The organism is Mesorhizobium sp. YL-MeA3-2017, from assembly GCF_030814575.1.
GTDB lineage: Bacteria > Pseudomonadota > Alphaproteobacteria > Rhizobiales > Rhizobiaceae > Mesorhizobium > Mesorhizobium terrae.
On sequence record NZ_JAUSVH010000001.1, the window covers coordinates 1,134,953 to 1,153,808 of the forward strand.

The window sequence follows — 18,856 nt, forward strand, 5'->3', positions numbered from 1 at the left end:
GCCAAAAAGCCTTGTCCGATGTGGATCAGTTCGTTTTGGCGAGAAGCTGTGCCTTGATCTCGGCCTTCAGCACCTTACCAACCTTGGAACGCGGCAGGTCGCTCCACACCTCGATCTGTTTCGGTGCCTCCACCGAGCCGACCTCCACCCACAGCCAACCACACACCACGGAGCTTGTGGCGATCATCCAACAAAAAAATCTTGACAGTTGCCAAGCAAATTTCTGGGCGATTGTATAAATCATGAACCGATGGAATGAACCGGTTCATTGCGTGCGGCGCCGCGTCGTGATTTATTCCGGCAAACTAAAGAGACCCGCCGCGCCGACGATCTTCCGACGCAGGAGCAGGTAAACAGGGATACGCAATGACTGAGGCTCTGATCGAGGTCCCGAGGGCCAGGGCGGGCGGGCGGCGATTGCCGATCGACAAGTTCAATGCGCGCCGCTCGGAACTGTCCGAGGCTGTCCTCAAGACGCTGGGCGAGCTTGGTTATGCGCGCACCAGCCTGCGCGAGATCGCCCAGAAGTCGGAATTCACGCACGGCGTCTTTCACTACTACTTCACCGACAAGATCGACCTGATCTGCTGCAGCGTGCGCCAGTACAAGGCGAAATGCGTGACCCGCTATGACGAGGTGACGGCCACCGCAAGGACGCGGGAGCAACTGATCGATGGTTTCCTCGACAAGCTCGCCGAGACCCTGCGCCAGGAAGCCGACATGCATCGGCTCTGGTACGATCTCAGGGCCCAGGCGCTGTTCGAAAGCGCCTTCCGCGAGGATGTCACCGCCATCGACAAGAGCCTGGAGGACATGATCTGGCGTGTCGCCTCACGGCTTTCCGAACTCACCGGCAAGCCGTTGACGATGTCGTCGCCGGTACTCTACGCGGTGATGGATGGCCTGTTTCAAAAGGCGCTGCTCAAATTCACCGACAACCAGGCCGAGGCGATCCCGGAACTTATCGCCGAGGTGCGCCGCGTCCTCGCCGTGGCGACCTGATCAGCCGACAGGCTCTTTGTCGACACCCTGAAAAGGTGCGCTTTTTCAATACGCTGTCAGTGCAAGCCAAAGAGCGGGCGGGGCCTCGGCCGCCAGCCCGCGCTCTGTGGAATTGATTGTGGCGACTATTGCAATCCGACCGGATCGACAGTGCCCACTGGGCAACCGGCATTGTCGGTCGGCGCCGACGCCAGCATCAGATCCTTCAGCGAACTGCCCGGCCCGATCGGCCCGGCGAGACCGAGCGTTACCTCGCCGATCAACCGCTTGCCGCGGTCGTTGAAGCAGGAAACACGCACGCGATCGCCCGCCCCCTTGCCGAACGCACTGTCGAAGGCGCTGCGGATCTGGTCCGAGGTGATGTCCTTGCCGATGTTCTTTTCGAACAGTTCCCGCACCGGCGAGGCATTGACCTGTCGCATCAATGCCAGCGCGTCGGCGAAGTAAGCCTGCTGATCCTTGCCGTAGCAGGTGCCGTGCTTGATCCACTCATGCCGTTCCAGTTGCGAGGCCGTGCCCGGCATCACCTTATCGAGTTCCTGGCGGGTTTTGGTGTCCAGATTGACCGGTGGCAGATCCTGCCAACGGCCCGGCTTGTCATTGGCCCGGTCCGAGGCGCCCACCTGGCAATAGAAATTGCCGTTCGGCTGCGGCCACAGGCCGTGCAGGGTGAAATTCGTCGCGTCGAAACTCGAACCCGTCATCGCCCGGCATTCCGGCTTGTTTGACTTGGTCTCGCAGAAGGCCGGCTGCCAGGAAAGCGCGAAGACGTATTCGGGCTTGCCGCCCGCGGCTTTCTTCTGTGCCGTTCCCGGTTCGACCGGTGCGGCTGGGACAACCGGCGCGGCGGCGGCCTCGCCGGCGAGATGGCCGCAGCTCACCTTCACCCAGCGACGCTCGGGATCGGCGCCCGGCACCCGGATCATGTAGTGGGTCGGCGCGTCCTTGTTGCCGGCAACAACGTCGTAGCTCTGGCCCACCTGCGTGCTGACATCGCCCGGGTTCTTGCCGCTTTTGATCGCCTGCGTCGCCGGACAGGCGGCGTCGGCGACGAAGCTGCCGCTGAGTTTCGTTTCCGCACGCGCGGCTCCGCTGAGTGCGACCCCGGCAAGCATCGACCCGAGAACAAGCCAAATCCGCATGCGAAAATTCCCCCTGGTTGGACAGCGCGCCATCTGCCTCACCGATATGACAGAATTGCGATGCACTCGTCACCGCGGTTTGAACTTCCGCTGCGGAAATAGCGCAGCCGATTGACGCTAAACCGGCGCCGGCGCAAACAAAAGCCTTGCGACTTTCAGTGGCAAGGAGCGCGGATTTCAACCGCGCCTTGGGGGAGGAGAAGAGAATGCCGTTCAATGACCAGCGCAGCCTAGCCTCACCCACCGGCGCATCGCTCAATCTTTACACGCGCAAGGCAGACGGCAAGGAGCGTGGCGTGGTCCAGATCAGCCACGGCCTTGCCGAGCATGCCGCGCGTTATGCCGGCCTCGCAGATTTTCTCGCCGGCCGCGGCTACCACACCTATGCGCATGATCATCGCGGCCACGGCCACACCACGGCGCCAGACGCGCCGCCCGGCAAGTTCGGTGACACCGACGGCGGCGGTAAGGTGATCACCGATGTCCTCGCCGTGCACGAACTGATCGCAACCGAGCATGACGGGCTGCCGGTGATCGCCTTCGGCCACTCCATGGGCGGACTGATCGCGCTCAACTTCATCCAGAGACATTCGCCGCGCCTGGCGGGCGCCGCCGTCTGGAACGCCAATTTCAGCGCCGGCATCGCCGGTTATGCAGCGCTCGCCATACTGGGCTGGGAGCGGTTCAGGCTGGGCTCGGACGTACCCTCGCGCATGTTGCCCCGCCTCACCTTCCAGGCCTGGGGCAAGGCGGTTCCCGGCCACCGCACCCTGTTCGACTGGCTGTCGCGCGATGCGGCTGAGGTAGACAAATACATCGCCGACCCGCTCTGCGGCTGGGATGCCTCGGTCTCGCTCTGGCGCGACCTGTTCGGTTTCATCTTCGCCGGCGCCGACGATAGCCGTTTCGCCGGCATCCGCAAGGACCTGCCCGTCAACCTCACCGGCGGCGAGAAGGACCCCGCAACCAGTGGCGGCAAGGCCGTGGAGCATCTGACACGGCGCATGCGCCAGATGCACTTTTCGAATCTCGTTTCAAAGGTTTACCCCGAAACGCGGCACGAAAGCCTGAACGAGGTGAATCGGAACATTATCATGGAAGACTTCGCCGCCTGGGCGGACAAGGTCACGGCTTCGCGCTAAGTTTTGCCGTTTACAGATGCTGGTCCATCGCAAGAACCGTGACAGGACCTGTTTGGGTTGCTAGAGCCTGCCCGACCAAACGAACCTGCGGTGTTTCATGGCCAATCCTCCCTTGAAAGGCGTGCGCGTCATTGAACTCGCCCGCATCCTTGCCGGCCCGTGGGCGGGACAGATGCTGGCCGATCTCGGCGCCGACGTCATCAAGGTCGAAAGTCCGGAAGGCGACGACACCCGTAAATGGGGGCCGCCCTTCGTGAAAGGCAAGGATGGGGAGAACCTTTCCGCTGCCTACTACCACGCCTGCAACCGCGGCAAGCGTTCCATCGCCATCGACTTCTCGACGCCGGAAGGTGCGGAGACAGTGCGCAAGCTGGTCGCCAGCGCCGACGTTTTGATCGAAAATTTCAAGCTGGGCGGCCTGAAGAAATACGGTCTCGACTATGACAGCCTGAAGGTCATCAACCCGAAGCTCGTCTATTGCTCGATCACCGGCTTCGGCCAGTCCGGCCCCTATGCGCCGCGCGCGGGCTATGATTTCATCGTCCAGGGCATGTCCGGCCTGATGTCGATCACCGGGGCCGCCAGCGGCGAGCCGCAGAAGGTCGGTGTCGCCGTCACCGACATCTTCACCGGCCTCTATTCGGTCATCGCCATCCAGGCAGCTCTGCGCCACGCCGAGGCGACAGGCGAAGGCCAGCATGTCGACATGGCGCTGTTCGATTCGCAGATTTCGGTTCTGGCCAACCAGAACCTCAACTATCTCGTTTCCGGCAAGGCACCCGAGCGCATGGGCAACGCCCACCCCAACATCGCGCCCTATGAGGTGCTGCCGGTCGCCGACGGGCATTTCATCCTCGCTGTCGGTAATGATAGCCAGTTCGCCAAGTTCTGCGCCGTGGTCGGGCTCGCCTCCCTGCCCGCCGATCCAGACTTCGCCACCAACGCCGCGCGTGTCGCCAATCGCGTGAAGCTCCGCGAACACATGCTCGATGCGCTCGCCAAATTCACCCGCGACGATCTGCTGGCCAAGCTGGAAGGCGCCGGCGTGCCCGCCAGCCCCATTAACGACATTGGCCAGATGTTCGCTGACCCTCAGGCGATTGCCCGCGGCGTGCGGCTCGATCTCGACGATGGCCATGGCAACACCTTGCCTTCCGTGCGCGCGCCGATGGTGATGTCGGCCACGCCGCTCGTCTATGATCGCCCCTCGCCGCGCCTCGGCGAGCACACCGCTGAAATCCTTGCCGAACTGGAGTAGCCCGGATCATGAAAACCGGTGGTAAGCTGATCGTCGAAGCCCTCGAAGCCAATGGCGTCGACCGCATGTTCTGCGTGCCGGGGGAATCCTACCTCGCCGTGCTGGACGCGCTGCACGATTCTCCGATCCGCACCATCGTCTGCCGCCAGGAAGGCGGCGCCGCCATGATGGCGGATTGCCATGGCCGCCTCACCGGCAAGCCCGGCATCTGCTTCGTCACCCGCGGGCCGGGTGCCACCAACGCTTCCGCCGGCGTACACATCGCCATGCAGGATTCCATTCCGATGATCCTGTTCATCGGCCAGATCGCCGGTCACGCTCGCGAACGCGAGGCCTTCCAGGAGGTCAACTACAAACGCTTCTTCGGCGATATCGCCAAATGGGTGGTGGAGATCGACCGCGCCGAACGTATCCCGGAACTCGTCACCCGCGCCTTCGCCGTGGCCACTTCCGGCCGGCCCGGTCCGGTGGTCATTTCGCTGCCGGAGGACATGCTGGTCAGCGAGGTCGAGGCGCCGCTGGCGCAGCCCTTCACACCGGTTGAAACGCGACCGGGCGAAGCCGAACTCGACCAGCTCGAAAAGCTGCTTGCCGGCGCCAAGCGTCCCTTCGTCATCCTCGGCGGCACCCGCTGGACCGACGATGCTGTCGAGCGGATGAGACAGATTTCCGAAGCCTGGTCGCTGCCGGTCGGTGTTTCCTTCCGCCGCCAGATGCTGTTCGATCATCTCCATGCGAACTATGCCGGCGACGTCGGCATCGGCATCAACCCCAAGCTCGCCAGTGCGATCAAGGAAGCCGACCTCGTGCTCCTGATCGGCGGCCGCATGGGCGAAATGCCCTCCTCCGACTACACCATTCTCAAAAGCCCCTATCCGGACCAGACGCTGGTTCATGTCCATGCCGACGCCAACGAACTCGGCCGCGTCTATCGCCCGACTTTGGCGATCAACGCCTCGCCGGCTGCTTTCGTCGAGGCTTTCGCCAAGCGCCAACCCAAGGCGGCGCCCGCCTGGGGCGCCGAGACCGCGAAGCTGCACGACACCTATCTCGCCTGGTCGACGACGCCCAAGACCGGCCCCGGCCCGGTGCAGATGGGCCCGATCATGGACTATCTCGAAAGCGTGCTGCCGCAGGATGCCATCTTCACCAATGGCGCCGGTAACTATGCCACCTGGGTGCACCGCTTCCACCGCTTCCGCCGCTACGCCACGCAGGCAGCCCCGACCTCCGGCTCGATGGGTTACGGCCTGCCCGCTGCGGTCGCGGCAAAGGCTTTGCACCCCGATCGCCCGGTGATCTGTTTCGCCGGCGACGGCTGCTTCATGATGCATGGGCAGGAATTTGCCACCGCCGTGCAATACGACCTGCCGATCATCACCGTGGTGGTGAACAACGGCATCTACGGCACCATCCGCATGCACCAGGAACGCGAATATCCTGGCCGCGTCGAAGGCACCGACCTGAAGAACCCGGACTTCGCTGCACTGGCCCGCGCCTATGGCGGCCATGGCGAGACGGTGGTGAAGACCGACGAATTCGCCTCGGCCTTCGAGCGGGCTAAAGCCAGCGGCAAGCCGTCGATCATCGAGGTGCGTCTCGACCCCGAGGCGATCACCCCGGCCAAGACGCTGACCGATATCCGCGAGAAGCGATAGTAAGTCAGGTCCGGCCTCTGGGTCAGGACCTAGCGCCAGCCTAGCGCTGGCGCCACGTGCTTGACGATCGCCTCGATCACATGGGCGTTGTATTCGACGCCGAGCTGGTTCGGCACCGTCAGCAGCAAGGTGTCAGCCTCGGCGATCGCCTCGTCGCCGCGCAGCTGTTCGACCAGTACGTCCGGCTCCGCCGCGTAGCTGCGCCCGAAAACGGCGCGTTTCTCCGGTTCGATATAGCCGAACTGGTCGGTGCTTTCGCCGCTGCGGCCGAAATACGCACGGTCGAGATCGTTGACCAAGGCGAAGATCGAACGGCTGACCGAAACGCGCGGCGTGCGCTCATGGCCGGCCGCCTTCCAGGCTTCCCGATAGGCGCGGATCTGCTCGGCCTGCTGGACATGCAAAGGCTTGCCGCTCTCGTCGAACTTGAGCGTCGAGCTTTGCAGGTTCATGCCGAGCTTCGCCGCCCATTCAGCGGTTGCGTTGGTGGCAGCACCCCACCAGATGCGGTCGCGCAGACCGGGCGCATGCGGCTCCAGTCTGAGCAGTCCCGGCGGGTTGGGGAACATCGGCTGCGGATTGGGCTGCGCGAACCCCTGGCCGCGCAACAGATCGAGGAACACCTCGCTGTGCTGCCTGGCCATGTCGGCGTCGGTCTTGCCGTCCTGCGGCGCGTAACCAAAATAACGCCAGCCGTCGATGACCTGCTCGGGCGAGCCCCGGCTGATGCCGAGCTGCAGGCGTCCGCCGGCGATCAGGTCGGCGGACCCGGCGTCCTCGGCCATGTAGAGCGGGTTCTCGTAGCGCATGTCGATGACCGCCGTGCCGATCTCGATTTTTTTGGTCCGGGCTCCCACCGCCGCCAGAAGCGGGAACGGCGACGCCAGCTGGCGAGCGAAATGATGCACCCGGAAATAGGCCCCGTCCGCACCCAGCTCTTCCGCTGCCACGGCGAGGTCGATCGATTGAAGCAAGGCATCCGCCGCCGAACGCGTGCCGGACTGCGGCGATGGCGACCAATGGCCGAAGGAGAGAAAGCCGATCTTTTTCATGGAATGCCCAACACGTTGGAGGGTTTGTCGCGACTTAGCTAGGCGGCACGGCCCAACGGATCAAGCCGTTCGGGGTCGATGTTCGAGCACGCACTGTCTCTGCCGCGAGGACGACATCTTAGGGCTCAAACAAAAAGGGGCGGTTGCCCGCCCCTTTCCGATTCAGCATGAAGCCAATAGCGCTTACTTGATCGCCTTGTCGGTGATCGCCGTAGTGTAGGCGCCGGTCGGTGCCTTGGTGATGATCTTCTGGTCGAGCAATGCCTTGGCGGTACGCTCATAGGCGGCCGGGATCAGCTTGCCGTCGGCGTTGTCGACCAGCTTGGCCACTTCCTTCATCATGAACTTCTGGTGGTTTTCGTCCTGACCGCCATTTTCCACGATGATTCCAGCAGCTTCGTCGGTGTTTTCGGTGGCGTATTTCCAACCCTTCATCGAGGCGCGCACGAAACGCACCATCTTGTCCTCGAAGGCCGCGTCCTTCAGCTTGTCCTCGATCGTGTAGAGCCCGTCCTCGAGCAGATCGTTGCCCATTGCCGAATAGTTGAAAACGACCAGGTCTTCCGGCTTGTAACCGGCATCGAGCACCTGTCCGTATTCGTTGTAGGTCATCACCGAGATACAGTCAGCCTGCTTCTGGATCAGCGGCTGCACGTCGAAGCTCTGCTTGAGCACGGTGACGCCATCCGGTCCGCCTTCCGTCTTGAGGCCCAGCTTGTTCATCCAGGCATAGAACGGATATTCGTTGCCGAAGAACCAGACGCCCAGCGTGTGGCCCTTGAAGTCGGCCTCGGTCTTGATCGGCCCGTTCTTCGGGCAGACCAGTTCCATGCCGGCCTTCTTGAAAGGCTGGGCGATGTTCACCAGCCCCACGCCCTTTTCACGCGCGGCCAGGGCGCCGCCCATCCAGTCGACGATGACGTCGGCGCCACCGCCGGCAATCACCTGTTCGGGCGCGATGTCCGGGCCGCCCGGCTTGATGTCGACGTCCAGCCCTTCTTCCTTGTAGAAGCCCTTGTCCTTGGCGACATAGTAGCCGGCGAACTGTGCCTGCGTGACCCATTTAAGCTGCAGCGTCACCTTGTCGGCGGCCATCGCCTGGAAAGCCGCCAGCGACATTGCCGACGCCAGCATCGAAACCATCAGTTTTTTCATGTTCTTACCCTCTGAAGTTGAACCCAAACCCTCTTTATTCTTCTCCGCCTAGCCTCCCCGGACAGACGGATGCCAGAACGTGGCTGCTCGTTCGATGAGCGCGACCACGCCATAGAAGACCGAACCCGCAAGTGCTGCAACCGCGATTTCGGCCCAGACCATGTCGACATTCATCCTGCCGACCTCGGTCGATATCCTGAAGCCCATGCCGACCACCGGCGTGCCGAAGAATTCGGCGACGATGGCGCCGATCAGCGCCAGGGTGGAATTGATCTTCAACGCGTTGAAGATGAAGGGCGCCGCCGCCGGCAGCCTGAGCTTCGCCAGCGTCTGCCAGTAGTTCGAGGCATAGGTGCGCATCAGGTCGCGCTCCATGTGCCCGGACGCCGCCAACCCCGCCACCGTGTTCACCAGCATCGGGAAGAAGGTCATGATGATGACGACGGCCGCCTTGGAGTGCCAGTCGAAGCCGAACCACATCACCATGATCGGTGCCACGCCGATGATCGGCAGCGCCGACACCATGTTGCCTATCGGGATCAGCCCGCGTCGCAGGAAAACGAAACGATCGGCGAGAATGGCCGCAACGAAGCCCGACCCGCAGCCCAGCACATAACCGATCAGCACCGAGCGGAAGATGGTCTGGTTGACGTCGGCCCACAGCACGGGAAGCGAATTGACGATGCGCGCGCCGACCGAGCTTGGCGGCGGCAACAGGATGAACGGAATGCCGGCGCCGCGGGTAATCGCCTCCCACAACACCAGGATCCAGGCGCCGAACAGCGCCGGAATGGCGAGCTTCAGTGCCGTCGACATCCATCGTTGCGACGGCTTCATCGACGACAGCGCCGCCACGCAACGCCAGCCGAGCAGCCAGGCGGCGGCCAGCACAAGGAAATATGGCGCCAGCGCCGTGCCCTCGAAGCCGGCGATGCCACGCACCAGCAAGAACGCAGCCATGCTCGAACCGACGAACAGCGCCAAGGCTTCGAGCGCCGGCGCGAGCGCCAACATGGACAGGAGCCCGGCCGCGATGACGATCCCGTACATCAGGGCTTTTGTGCCCATGTAAGGGTAGTTGATCGTGGCCGTGGGCTGGGCCGAGGCAACTGCCTCCGGTGCGCTTATGGCGCCGAGTGCCGCCGCGACAAGGCAGAGCACGATTGCGAGTACAGCCTGCCAGGACGGTTTCAAGCCTTTCATGCCGGCCTCCCGCCCATGGCGCGGTCAACCAGGCGACCCGCCAGCCCGACCAGCGCAACCAGAAGTGCCGCCACGATCGAGCCCGCCACCAGCGCCGACCAGATGTCGATGGTCTGGCTGTAATAGGCACCGGCAAGCAATTTTGCGCCGATGCCGGCAACAGCGCCGGTCGGCAACTCGCCGACAATGGCGCCGACCAGGCTTGCCGCCACCGCCACCTTCATCGAGGCGAACAGGAACGGCACCGAGGCCGGCACCCGCAGCTTCCAGAAGGTCTGCGTGGAACTGGCGTTGTAGGTGTGCATGAGGTCGAGATGCATGAGTTCCGGCGAGCGCAGTCCCTTCACCATGCCGACCGCGACCGGGAAGAAGGAAAGATAGGTCGAAATCAGTGCCTTCGGGATCAACCCGGTGATGCCGATGGCGGCCAGCACAACGATCACCATTGGCGCGATCGCCAGAATGGGGATGGTCTGCGAGGCGATGATCCACGGCATCAGGCTGCGATCGAGCGTCGTCACATGGACGATACCGACGGCAATCGCGATGCCCAGCGCCGTGCCGAAGGCGAAGCCGAGCAGCGTCGAGGAGAGCGTCACCCAGGCATGGTAGACGAGGCTGCGATTGCTGGTGATCTTGCGTTCGAACGTGTTCTCGAAAAAGTTCTGAGCCACCTGATGTGGCGCCGGCAACGTCGGCTTCGGCTGCGACAATGTCTTGCCGATGAACTCGACCGTGCCGGGCGTGACGTTGTTGCGGCTGTCCATGTCGCGCTGGAACGGCGCGTTCATCGCCACCGCGCCGACATACCAAATGATCACGATGATCGCGAGGATCGTGGTGACCGGGATGATCTTGGAGCGAAGGGTATCCATGCTCCGTCAATCCTCGTAGGAATGGCCGGCGCGCAGCCCGTCGCGCACGCGGGCCGCGATGGCAAGAAACTCCGGCGTCTCACGAATGTTGAGCGGGCGTTCCCTCGGCAGCGTCGATTCGATCACGTCGGTGACGCGGCCGGGCCGCGGCGACATGACAACGATGCGCGTCGACAGATAGACCGCTTCCGGGATCGAGTGGGTGACGAAACAGATCGTCTTGTCGGTCGCGGCCCATAGTTGCAGCAGCTGCTCGTTCAGGTGATCGCGCACGATCTCGTCCAGCGCGCCGAACGGTTCGTCCATCAAAAGAAGATCAGCCTCGAAGGCAAGCGCGCGGGCAATCGAGGCGCGCTGCTGCATGCCACCCGACAGCTGCCAGGGATATTTCTTCTCGAAGCCGGCAAGATTGACCAGTTCCAGCGTGCGCTTGATGCGCTCGGCCTGCTCTGCCTTGGGCAGGCCGATGATCTCCAGCGGCAGCGCCACATTGCGCTCGATGGTGCGCCAGGGGAACAAGGCGGCCGCCTGGAACACATAACCATAGGCGCGCTTCTCGCGTGCCTGTTCAGGCGTCATGCCGTTGATGGTGATGGAACCGGAAGTCGGCTTCTCCAGATCGGCGATGACGCGCAGGAACGTCGTCTTACCGCAGCCCGAAGGCCCGATGAAGGAGACGAATTCACCCTTGCCGATGGTGAGATCGACATTGCTCAGCGCCTGCACCGGCCCGTCATTGGTCTGGAAGGTAAGACCGAGTTTGCTTGCCGCGACGACGGCTGGCTCTACGGCGGTCATTTGCACTGCGACACTTCCCCCATGACAAAGCCGCTGTCATCGACAACGATGAGCTTCTTCTTGTTCTTCGGACTTGGCTTTAGCGTGAACTCGGCAGGCGCCTTGCCCTCCTCGCCCTCGGCCTCGCATTCAGTTTTCAAAAGCAGAGAGCCGTCGGCGTTCTGCTTGCTTTCCTTGATGGTGCAGGCGCTCGCCGCCGTAACAAAATCGGTCTTGGTGACGAGCAGCATATCCTCGGCATAGACCTGCTGGCCATCCTTGTTGATGCAGCCGGACTTGTTGCCATACGGCTTGCTGACATCAATGCCGGCCGCATGGACCGGCGCCGCCGCGAAAACCGCAGCGGCTGCGAACCAGAGGAGCGGACGCAAGCTCAAACCCCCGTCGCGGGAATGCCGGTGCGCTCGACCTTGCGCGGCGCGGTGATCTCCTTCCAGGCCGACAGCGCCCGGTTGACCGCGCCATTCGGCTCGCGCGCCACGAACTCGCCATGGCCGGCCTTGGTCTTCACCTCGGCCTCCTGGATCGTCAGTTCGCCGCGCGAGAACACGAAGCGCGGCAGGCCGGTCACCTCGTAGCCCTCGAAGACATTGTAGTCGATCACCGACTGCTGGGCCTTGGCAGAGATCGTCTTCTTGCGCTTGGGGTCCCAAACCACGATGTCGGCATCCGCGCCTTCGACGATGGCGCCCTTCCTCGGATACATGTTCAGGATCTTGGCGATGTTGGTCGAGGTCACCGCCACGAACTCGTTCATGGTCAGCCGGCCGGTGTTGACGCCGGCCGTCCACAGCACCGGCATGCGGTCTTCAAGGCCGCCGGTGCCGTTCGGGATCTTGGTGAAGTCGCCGACGCCGAAACGCTTTTGTTTGCTGGTGAAGGCGCAATGGTCGGTGGCCACCACTTGCAGGGAACCCGCCTGCAGGCCTGCCCACAGCGAATCCTGGTGCAGCTTGTTGCGGAAGGGCGGGCTCATCACGCGCCGCGCGGCATGGTCCCAGTCCTTGTTGAAATATTCGCTCTCGTCGAGCACCAGATGCTGGATCAGCGGCTCGCCATAGACGCGCATGCCCTTCTGGCGAGCGCGCCGGATCGCCTCATGCGCCTGCTCGCAGGAGGTGTGCACGACATAAAGCGGCACGCCCGCCATGTCGGCGATCATGATGGCGCGGTTGGTCGCCTCGCCCTCCACTTCCGGCGGGCGCGAATAGGCATGCGCCTCCGGCCCGTTGTTGCCGGCGGCAAGCAGCTTCTGCGAAAGGGCGGCGACGACGTCGCCATTCTCGGCATGCACAAGCGGCAGCGCGCCGAGTTCGGCGCAACGCTGGAACGACGCATACATCTCGTCATCGTCCACCATCAGCGCACCCTTATAGGCCATGAAGTGCTTGAACGAGGTGATGCCCTTGTCGACCACGGTCTTCATCTCGTTGAAGACCTGCTCGCCCCACCAGGTGATGGCCATGTGGAACGAAAAATCGCATGCCGCCCTGGAGGTCTTGTTGTCCCACATCTGCAGCGCTTCGAGCAGCGATTGCTGCGGCGCCGGCAGACAGAAATCGACCACCATGGTCGTGCCGCCGGAAAGGGCGGCGCGGGTGCCGCTTTCGAAATCGTCGGCCGAATAGGTGCCCATGAACGGCATTTCGAGATGGGTGTGCGGGTCGATGCCGCCAGGCATCACATAGCAGCCGGTGGCGTCGAACTCATGGTCGCCATGCAGGTTCTGGCCGATCGCGACGATCTTGCCGTGCTGGATCAGCACGTCGGCCTTCCAAGTCCGGTCGGCCGTGACGACGGTACCGTTCCTGATCACTCTGGTCATCGTTCTTGTTCCCTTGTTTCGTTCGCGCTTCTTGTGAGCTGCGTTCGGTATGTGATTCAGATCAGGCGACTTTGGACAATAAGTGCATCGATTTTGGCCGGGGATCGATGGCTTGTCCTCCAAAGTCGCCTTATTCGACGATCTCCGCAGTCTCCGCCACCGCGTGGAACAGCACGTCGCAACCGGCGGCGGCCCATTCCTTGGAAATGTCTTCGGCCTCGTTGTGCGACAGCCCGTCGACGCAGGGGCACATGACCATCGTCGACGGCGCCACGCGCGCTGTCCAGCAGGCGTCGTGACCGGCGCCCGAAATGATGTTCATGTGCGAATAGCCCAGCTTCTCCGCAGCGGCGCGCACGCGGGCAACCAGCGTCGGGTCGAAGGTGACGGGGTCGAAATGGCCGACCGCCTCGACCGAACAGCCGACGCCCAGTTCCTTGGCGATCCTGGCAGCTTCGGTCTCGATCGCGGCGCGCATGCGGTCGAGCTTGGCCTGTTCGGGCGAACGAATATCGACGGTGAAGATGACGGTGCCCGGCAGCACGTTGCGCGAATTGGGCGAGAACTTGACCTGGCCAACGCCGCCGACGGCGCCTGGCTGGTTGTCCATCGCCACCTTCTGTACCATCTCGAAGATGCGGGCCATGGCGAGCCCGGCATTGACGCGCATGTTCATCGGGGTCGAGCCGGTATGCGCTTCCTTGCCGACAAGTGTGAATTCGAGCCACCACAGGCCCTGGCCGTGAGTGACCACGCCGATCTGCTTGTTCTGCGCCTCGAGGATCGGCCCCTGCTCGATATGGTATTCGAAATAGGCGTGCATCTTGCGCGCGCCCACCTCTTCATCGCCGAGCCAGCCGACGCGCTTCAACTCGTCGCCAAACGTCTTGCCGTCCGGGTCCTTGCGCGAATAGGCGTAGTCCAGCGTATGGACGCCGGCAAAGACGCCGGACGCCAGCATCGCCGGCGCGAAGCGCGCGCCTTCCTCATTCGTCCAGTTGGTGACGACAACGGGGTGCTTGGTCTTGAGGCCGAGGTCGTTCAGCGTGCGGATGACCTCCAGCCCGGCGAGGACGCCAAGGACGCCGTCATACTTGCCGCCGGTCGGCTGGGTGTCGAGGTGCGAGCCGACATAGACCGGCAACGCGTTGGGATCCGTCCCTTCGCGGCGGGCAAACATGGTGCCCATCTTGTCGATGCCGGTTTCGAGCCCCGCCGCATCGCACCAGCGCTTGAACAGATGCCGCCCTTCGCCGTCCGCGTCGGTCAAGGTCTGGCGATTGTTGCCGCCAGCGACGCCCGGGCCGATCTTGGCCATCTCCATCAGGGAATCCCAAAGACGATCGGGATTGATGCGCAGATTCTCGCCGGGTGCGGCCATTACCATCCTCTCATTGTTCAGTCAGCGTTGCGGCCGGCGGTTCCCGACGCCAGCCGCAACGTTTGGCTTTTGGAGCGCCGCGCGTCCATTCGGACGCGCGGCGCTCCAACACTTTAAGTCCACGCATCGTGCTTTCCGAAAATCGATTCCGATTTTCGGATCGACGCGCTAGTCGATCGCCCTCAGCACTTCACGGACATGGTCGATCAGCTCGTTGATCTGGCCCTTGGTGATGATGAGCGGCGGCGACAGCGCAATGATGTCGCCGGTGGTGCGGATCAGCGCGCCGCGCTCATATGCCTTCACGAAAGCCTGGAAGGCGCGCTTGGTCGGCTGTCCGGCAATCGGCGCAAGCTCGATGGCGCCGATCAGGCCGATGTTGCGGATGTCGATAACATGCGGCTCGCCCTTCAGCGAATGCAGCGCATCCTCCCAATAGGGTGCGAGCTCCTCGCCGCGGGTGAGCAAGCCCTCTTCCTTGTAGGTGTCCAGCGTGCCGAGTGCCGCGGCACAGGCGATCGGATTGCCCGAATAGGTGTAGCCGTGGAAGAACTCGATCATGTGGTCCGGGCCGGTCATGAACGTGTCGTGGATTTCCTTGGTCGCGAACACCGCACCCATCGGGATGACACCGTTGGAGACACCCTTGGCGGTGGTGATGATGTCGGGCGTCACGCCGAAATAGTCGGCGGCGAACGGCGTGCCGAGACGGCCGAACCCGGTGATGACCTCATCGAAAATCAAAAGGATGCCGTGCTTGGTGCAGATTTCGCGCAGGCGCTGCAGATAACCCTTCGGCGGCAGGATGACGCCGGTGGAGCCGGCGACCGGCTCGACGATGACGGCGGCGATGGTCGAGGCGTCATGCAGCGTGACGATGCGTTCCAATTCGTCGGCGAGTTCGGCGCCATGCTCCGGCACGCCCTTGGTGAAGGCGTTCTTCTCGGGCAGATGGGTGTGCGGCATGTGGTCGACGCCAGTGAGCAGCGTGCCGAACATCTTGCGATTGTTGACGATGCCGCCGACCGAGATACCGCCGAAATTGACGCCATGATAGCCGCGCTCGCGGCCGATCAGGCGGAAGCGCGAGCCGTTACCCTTGGCGCGGTGATAGGCGATCGCCATCTTGAGCGCGGTGTCGACCGATTCCGAGCCGGAATTGGTGAAGAAGACGTGGTCCATACCTTTCGGCGCGATGTCGACCAGCCGGTTCGCCAGTTCGAACACGATCGGGTGGCCCATCTGGAAGGCCGGGGCGTAGTCGAGTTCCGCCGCCTGCTGCTGGATGGCCTCGGTGATCTTCGGCCGGCAGTGACCGGCGTTGACGCACCACAGGCCGGCAGTGCCGTCCAGGATCTTACGACCGTCCGAGGACGTGTAGTGCATGTCCTTGGCACCGACCAGCATGCGCGGCGCCTGTTTGAATTGCCGGTTTGCCGTGAACGGCATCCAGAATGCACTGAGATCGTTCGGCGTTACCTTGAGCCGATTGGACATGACCAAGCCTTTCCTTTCACTGCTTCGTTTCGGTGCGGCCAACGCTTGGTCTTCGGCGCGTTTTCGTGCTACGCAAATTTTTGACCGGATGGACAAACGTTAGCACCGCCATGAAGACGGTCAAGGGATTACTAGCGGAAATGCCGCATTTGAAGCGCGCTCCACAGCCCAGCAAAAACTGGTCCAGACAATTGGTCCAGATTACCCGGAACGCCTTGCCATTCAACGGGTGGTCCGCGCCATGAACGCCCCCGCCCCACCCCGCACCCGCATCCAGCAAGAAAAGCGCGAGCTGATCCTCGAAGCCGCGCTCGAAGTCTTCGCCATGCACGGTTTCCGCGGCTCGACCATCGACCAGATCGCGGAAGCGGCGGGCATGTCGAAACCGAACCTGCTGTATTATTTCCGGCGCAAGGAAGAGATCCACGAAACGCTGATCCAGCGCCTGCTGCAAACCTGGCTGGCGCCGCTGCGCGAGCTCGACGACATTGGCGACCCGTTGACGGAGTTGCGGTCTTACATCCGCCGCAAGCTGGAGATGGCGCGCGACTATCCCCGCGAGAGCCGGCTGTTCGCCAACGAGATCCTGCAGGGCGCGCCGCGCATCATGCCGATGCTGGAGGGCGAGCTGAAAAACCTGGTGGAGGAAAAGGCCGCCGTCATCAAGGGCTGGATGCGGGCCGGCAAGATCGCCCGCACCGACCCCTGGCACCTGATCTTCTCGATCTGGGCGACGACCCAGCATTATGCCGATTTCGACGTCCAGGTGCGCGCCGTGCTTGGTCCAGATCGTGGTGGCGAAGGCCGCTTCGAGGACGCAGCCCGCTTCCTGGAACAGCTCTTCCTCGAGGGACTGCAACCGAAAACCGGCGCGGGCTGATTCCTCCGGCCCCTATCGCCGTACAGCGGAAAGTTTCCAGAAACCGGCATTGACCTCCCGTGCAATCGTGCGAACTAATGCATGTGGGGGCATGGAGGACACTGCATGGAACAGGCTGCCACCGCCGGCGATGCCCAGCTAATCATCGCCGCGCTTGCCGGCGTTGCCGCGATCGTCATCCTGATCAGTTGGCTGAAGCTGCATCCCTTCCTGTCCCTGTCCATTGGGGCGCTCGGCGTCGGCCTCGCCGCCAATCTCGGCGCGGCCGGGTCGATAACCTCCTTCACCAAGGGCTTCGGCGCGACAATGGCCGGCGTCGGCATCCTGATGGGACTGGGTGCGATGTTCGGCAAGCTGCTGGCCGATTCGGGTGGCGCCGACCGCATTGTCGACACGCTGGTCGGCCGATCGAAGCCGCAGATGCTGCCCTGGACCATGGGACTGGTCGGCGCGATCATCGGCCTGCCGATGTTCTTCGAGATCGGCCTGGTGCTCCTGATGCCGGTGATCCTGCTGGTCAGCCAGCGATCCGGTCAATCCATCGTCAAGATCGCAATCCCGACGCTGGCCGGCCTGTCGGCCATGCATGGCCTGGTGCCGCCGCATCCCGGTCCGCTCGTCGCCGTCAGCACGCTCGGCGCCAATCTCGGCCTCACCCTCGGTCTCGGCGTACTCGTCGCCATACCGAGCGTGATCATCAGCGGTCCGATTTTCGCGACCATCGCCGATCGCTGGGTCAAGGTTCCGACCCCGCAACTGTTCGCCCCTACCGCAAGCGATCAGGCGCCCTCTACCGCTCAGCCGAGCTTCGCGACCGCCGTCACCGCCATCCTGCTGCCGGTGGTGCTGATGCTCGCCCGCGCCATCTCGGAAGTCGTCGCACCCGGTTCGAAGGCCTTTGTTCCGGCCGCCCTGCATGTGCTGGGCGAACCGCTGATTGCGCTTGGAATAGCCGTCATCGCCGGCGCACTGATGTTCCAGATGCCGAAGAAGGCGGTGGCCCACAGCCTGGAGAGCTCGCTTGGCCCCATCGCCGGCATCCTGCTCATCGTCGGCGCCGGCGGCGGCTTCAAACAGGTCCTGGTCGATACCGGCATCGGCGCCGTCATCGCCACCGCGATCAGCGGCAGCGGCCTGCCGGTCATGTTCCTGGCCTGGTTCGTCGCCGTCCTCGTGCGCGTCGCCACCGGTTCGGCCACCGTCGCAACCGTCACCGCCGCCGGCATCCTGGCGCCGGTCGCCGCCGGTCTGCCGCCGGCCCAGGGCGCTTTGATGGTGCTTGCCATCGGGTCGGGCTCGCTGTTCCTGTCGCATCTGAACGACGCCGGCTTCTGGCTGGTGAAGGGTTATCTCAACATGGACATCGGCCAGACGCTGAAGACCTGGACGCTGATGGAATGCATCATTTCCGTCTGCGGGCTAGTCGGCGTCCTCATCCTCGGGGCCTTCCTGTGAAGCCGGTCGTCGTGGTGGTAATGGGTGTCTCGGGTTCCGGCAAATCGACGATTGCCGGCCTTGTGGCGGAACGGCTACGATGGGATCTCCTCGAAGGCGACGAGCTGCATCCCAAGGCCAACATCGAGAAGATGAGCCACGGCATACCGCTTACCGATGACGACCGCCGCCCCTGGCTGGGGGCCATCGCCCGCTGGATCGACGAGCGCATCCGCACCGGCCGGCCCGCGCTCGTCACCTGCTCCTCGCTAAAGCGGTCCTATCGCGACATCCTGCGCGGCGAGAGCCAAAAGGGCGTGGTGGCCTTTGCTCTCCTCGCCGGATCGCGAGAGCTGCTGATGCAGCGCATGGGCGCGCGCAAAGGTCATTTCATGCCGGCGAGCCTGCTCGATTCGCAGATCGCGACGCTGGAACCACTGCAACCTGATGAAGCAGGCGCCGTCATCGACATCGGCGAGAGCCCGATCGAAGAGGCGGAGCAGGTCATCGACCGCTTGCGCCTCGCCTGAGAAAAGCAGCCACCGATACCAATC

General features: G+C 63.3%; 18 protein-coding genes. 7 read left to right on the top strand and 11 right to left on the bottom strand.

Going from position 1 to position 18,856, the window contains the following annotated elements; genetic code table 11:
• Window positions 1-25: 25 nt before the first annotated feature.
• A complete protein-coding gene (locus QFZ88_RS05370; RefSeq protein ID WP_179654176.1) occupies window positions 26-187 on the bottom strand; it encodes a hypothetical protein in 162 nt (53 codons plus the stop codon).
• Window positions 188-366: 179 nt separating this feature from the next.
• On the opposite strand from QFZ88_RS05370, the gene QFZ88_RS05375 reads away from it, so the two are divergent.
• Window positions 367-1,002 (top strand): TetR/AcrR family transcriptional regulator, encoded by a 636-nt coding sequence (locus tag QFZ88_RS05375; RefSeq protein WP_024923487.1) that lies wholly within the window; start codon window positions 367-369, stop codon window positions 1,000-1,002.
• 125 nt (window positions 1,003-1,127) lie between these two features.
• Here QFZ88_RS05375 and QFZ88_RS05380 read toward each other — a convergent pair whose 3' ends face one another.
• On the bottom strand, window positions 1,128-2,144 hold the full coding sequence (locus QFZ88_RS05380; RefSeq protein WP_024923488.1) for a ribonuclease T2 family protein: 1,017 nt from the start codon (window positions 2,142-2,144) through the stop codon (window positions 1,128-1,130).
• A 206-nt stretch (window positions 2,145-2,350) separates the two neighbouring features.
• On the opposite strand from QFZ88_RS05380, the gene QFZ88_RS05385 reads away from it, so the two are divergent.
• From QFZ88_RS05385 to QFZ88_RS05395, 3 genes are all read left to right on the top strand, one after another.
• Window positions 2,351-3,286 carry an alpha/beta fold hydrolase gene (locus QFZ88_RS05385; RefSeq protein ID WP_024923489.1) on the top strand — a complete coding sequence of 312 codons (936 nt, stop codon included), beginning with the start codon at window positions 2,351-2,353 and terminating at the stop codon, window positions 3,284-3,286.
• A 97-nt stretch (window positions 3,287-3,383) separates the two neighbouring features.
• Complete coding sequence (locus tag QFZ88_RS05390; protein WP_036254265.1) at window positions 3,384-4,544, top strand: CaiB/BaiF CoA transferase family protein; 1,161 nt, start codon at window positions 3,384-3,386, stop codon at window positions 4,542-4,544.
• Window positions 4,545-4,552: 8 nt separating this feature from the next.
• Window positions 4,553-6,202, top strand: a complete 1,650-nt coding sequence (locus tag QFZ88_RS05395; protein ID WP_024923490.1) for a thiamine pyrophosphate-binding protein — start codon at window positions 4,553-4,555, stop codon at window positions 6,200-6,202.
• Between the two features lie 29 nt (window positions 6,203-6,231).
• Here the strand turns inward: QFZ88_RS05395 and QFZ88_RS05400 are convergent, their stop codons facing one another.
• From QFZ88_RS05400 to QFZ88_RS05440, 9 genes are all read right to left on the bottom strand, one after another.
• Window positions 6,232-7,254 carry an LLM class flavin-dependent oxidoreductase gene (locus QFZ88_RS05400; RefSeq protein WP_024923491.1) on the bottom strand — a complete coding sequence of 341 codons (1,023 nt, stop codon included), beginning with the start codon at window positions 7,252-7,254 and terminating at the stop codon, window positions 6,232-6,234.
• Window positions 7,255-7,437: 183 nt separating this feature from the next.
• Window positions 7,438-8,409 (bottom strand): ABC transporter substrate-binding protein, encoded by a 972-nt coding sequence (locus QFZ88_RS05405; RefSeq protein ID WP_024923492.1) that lies wholly within the window; start codon window positions 8,407-8,409, stop codon window positions 7,438-7,440.
• A 48-nt stretch (window positions 8,410-8,457) separates the two neighbouring features.
• Window positions 8,458-9,612 carry an ABC transporter permease gene (locus QFZ88_RS05410; protein WP_024923493.1) on the bottom strand — a complete coding sequence of 385 codons (1,155 nt, stop codon included), beginning with the start codon at window positions 9,610-9,612 and terminating at the stop codon, window positions 8,458-8,460.
• The gene (locus QFZ88_RS05415; protein WP_024923494.1) at window positions 9,609-10,487 is read right to left on the bottom strand and encodes an ABC transporter permease; all 879 of its coding nucleotides are present in this window, start codon (window positions 10,485-10,487) and stop codon (window positions 9,609-9,611) included. The genes QFZ88_RS05410 and QFZ88_RS05415 overlap by 4 nt, the downstream gene beginning before the upstream one ends.
• A gap of 6 nt (window positions 10,488-10,493) precedes the next feature.
• A complete protein-coding gene (locus QFZ88_RS05420) occupies window positions 10,494-11,285 on the bottom strand; it encodes an ABC transporter ATP-binding protein (protein ID WP_024923495.1) in 792 nt (263 codons plus the stop codon).
• Window positions 11,282-11,656: a hypothetical protein gene (locus tag QFZ88_RS05425; RefSeq protein ID WP_036254268.1), complete on the bottom strand. Its 375-nt coding sequence runs from the start codon at window positions 11,654-11,656 to the stop codon at window positions 11,282-11,284. The genes QFZ88_RS05420 and QFZ88_RS05425 overlap by 4 nt, the downstream gene beginning before the upstream one ends.
• 2 nt (window positions 11,657-11,658) lie before the next feature.
• The gene (gene hydA, locus QFZ88_RS05430; protein WP_024923497.1) at window positions 11,659-13,110 is read right to left on the bottom strand and encodes a dihydropyrimidinase; all 1,452 of its coding nucleotides are present in this window, start codon (window positions 13,108-13,110) and stop codon (window positions 11,659-11,661) included.
• 130 nt (window positions 13,111-13,240) lie between these two features.
• Window positions 13,241-14,491 carry a Zn-dependent hydrolase gene (locus QFZ88_RS05435; protein WP_024923498.1) on the bottom strand — a complete coding sequence of 417 codons (1,251 nt, stop codon included), beginning with the start codon at window positions 14,489-14,491 and terminating at the stop codon, window positions 13,241-13,243.
• A 168-nt stretch (window positions 14,492-14,659) separates the two neighbouring features.
• Complete coding sequence (locus QFZ88_RS05440) at window positions 14,660-15,988, bottom strand: aspartate aminotransferase family protein (protein ID WP_024923499.1); 1,329 nt, start codon at window positions 15,986-15,988, stop codon at window positions 14,660-14,662.
• A gap of 241 nt (window positions 15,989-16,229) precedes the next feature.
• On the opposite strand from QFZ88_RS05440, the gene QFZ88_RS05445 reads away from it, so the two are divergent.
• From QFZ88_RS05445 to QFZ88_RS05455, 3 genes are all read left to right on the top strand, one after another.
• A complete protein-coding gene (locus QFZ88_RS05445; protein ID WP_024923500.1) occupies window positions 16,230-16,868 on the top strand; it encodes a TetR family transcriptional regulator C-terminal domain-containing protein in 639 nt (212 codons plus the stop codon).
• 105 nt (window positions 16,869-16,973) lie between these two features.
• The gene (locus QFZ88_RS05450; RefSeq protein ID WP_024923501.1) at window positions 16,974-18,323 is read left to right on the top strand and encodes a GntP family permease; all 1,350 of its coding nucleotides are present in this window, start codon (window positions 16,974-16,976) and stop codon (window positions 18,321-18,323) included.
• Window positions 18,320-18,832, top strand: a complete 513-nt coding sequence (locus tag QFZ88_RS05455; protein WP_024923502.1) for a gluconokinase — start codon at window positions 18,320-18,322, stop codon at window positions 18,830-18,832. Before QFZ88_RS05450 ends, QFZ88_RS05455 begins: the two co-directional genes overlap by 4 nt.
• Window positions 18,833-18,856 lie beyond the last annotated feature (24 nt).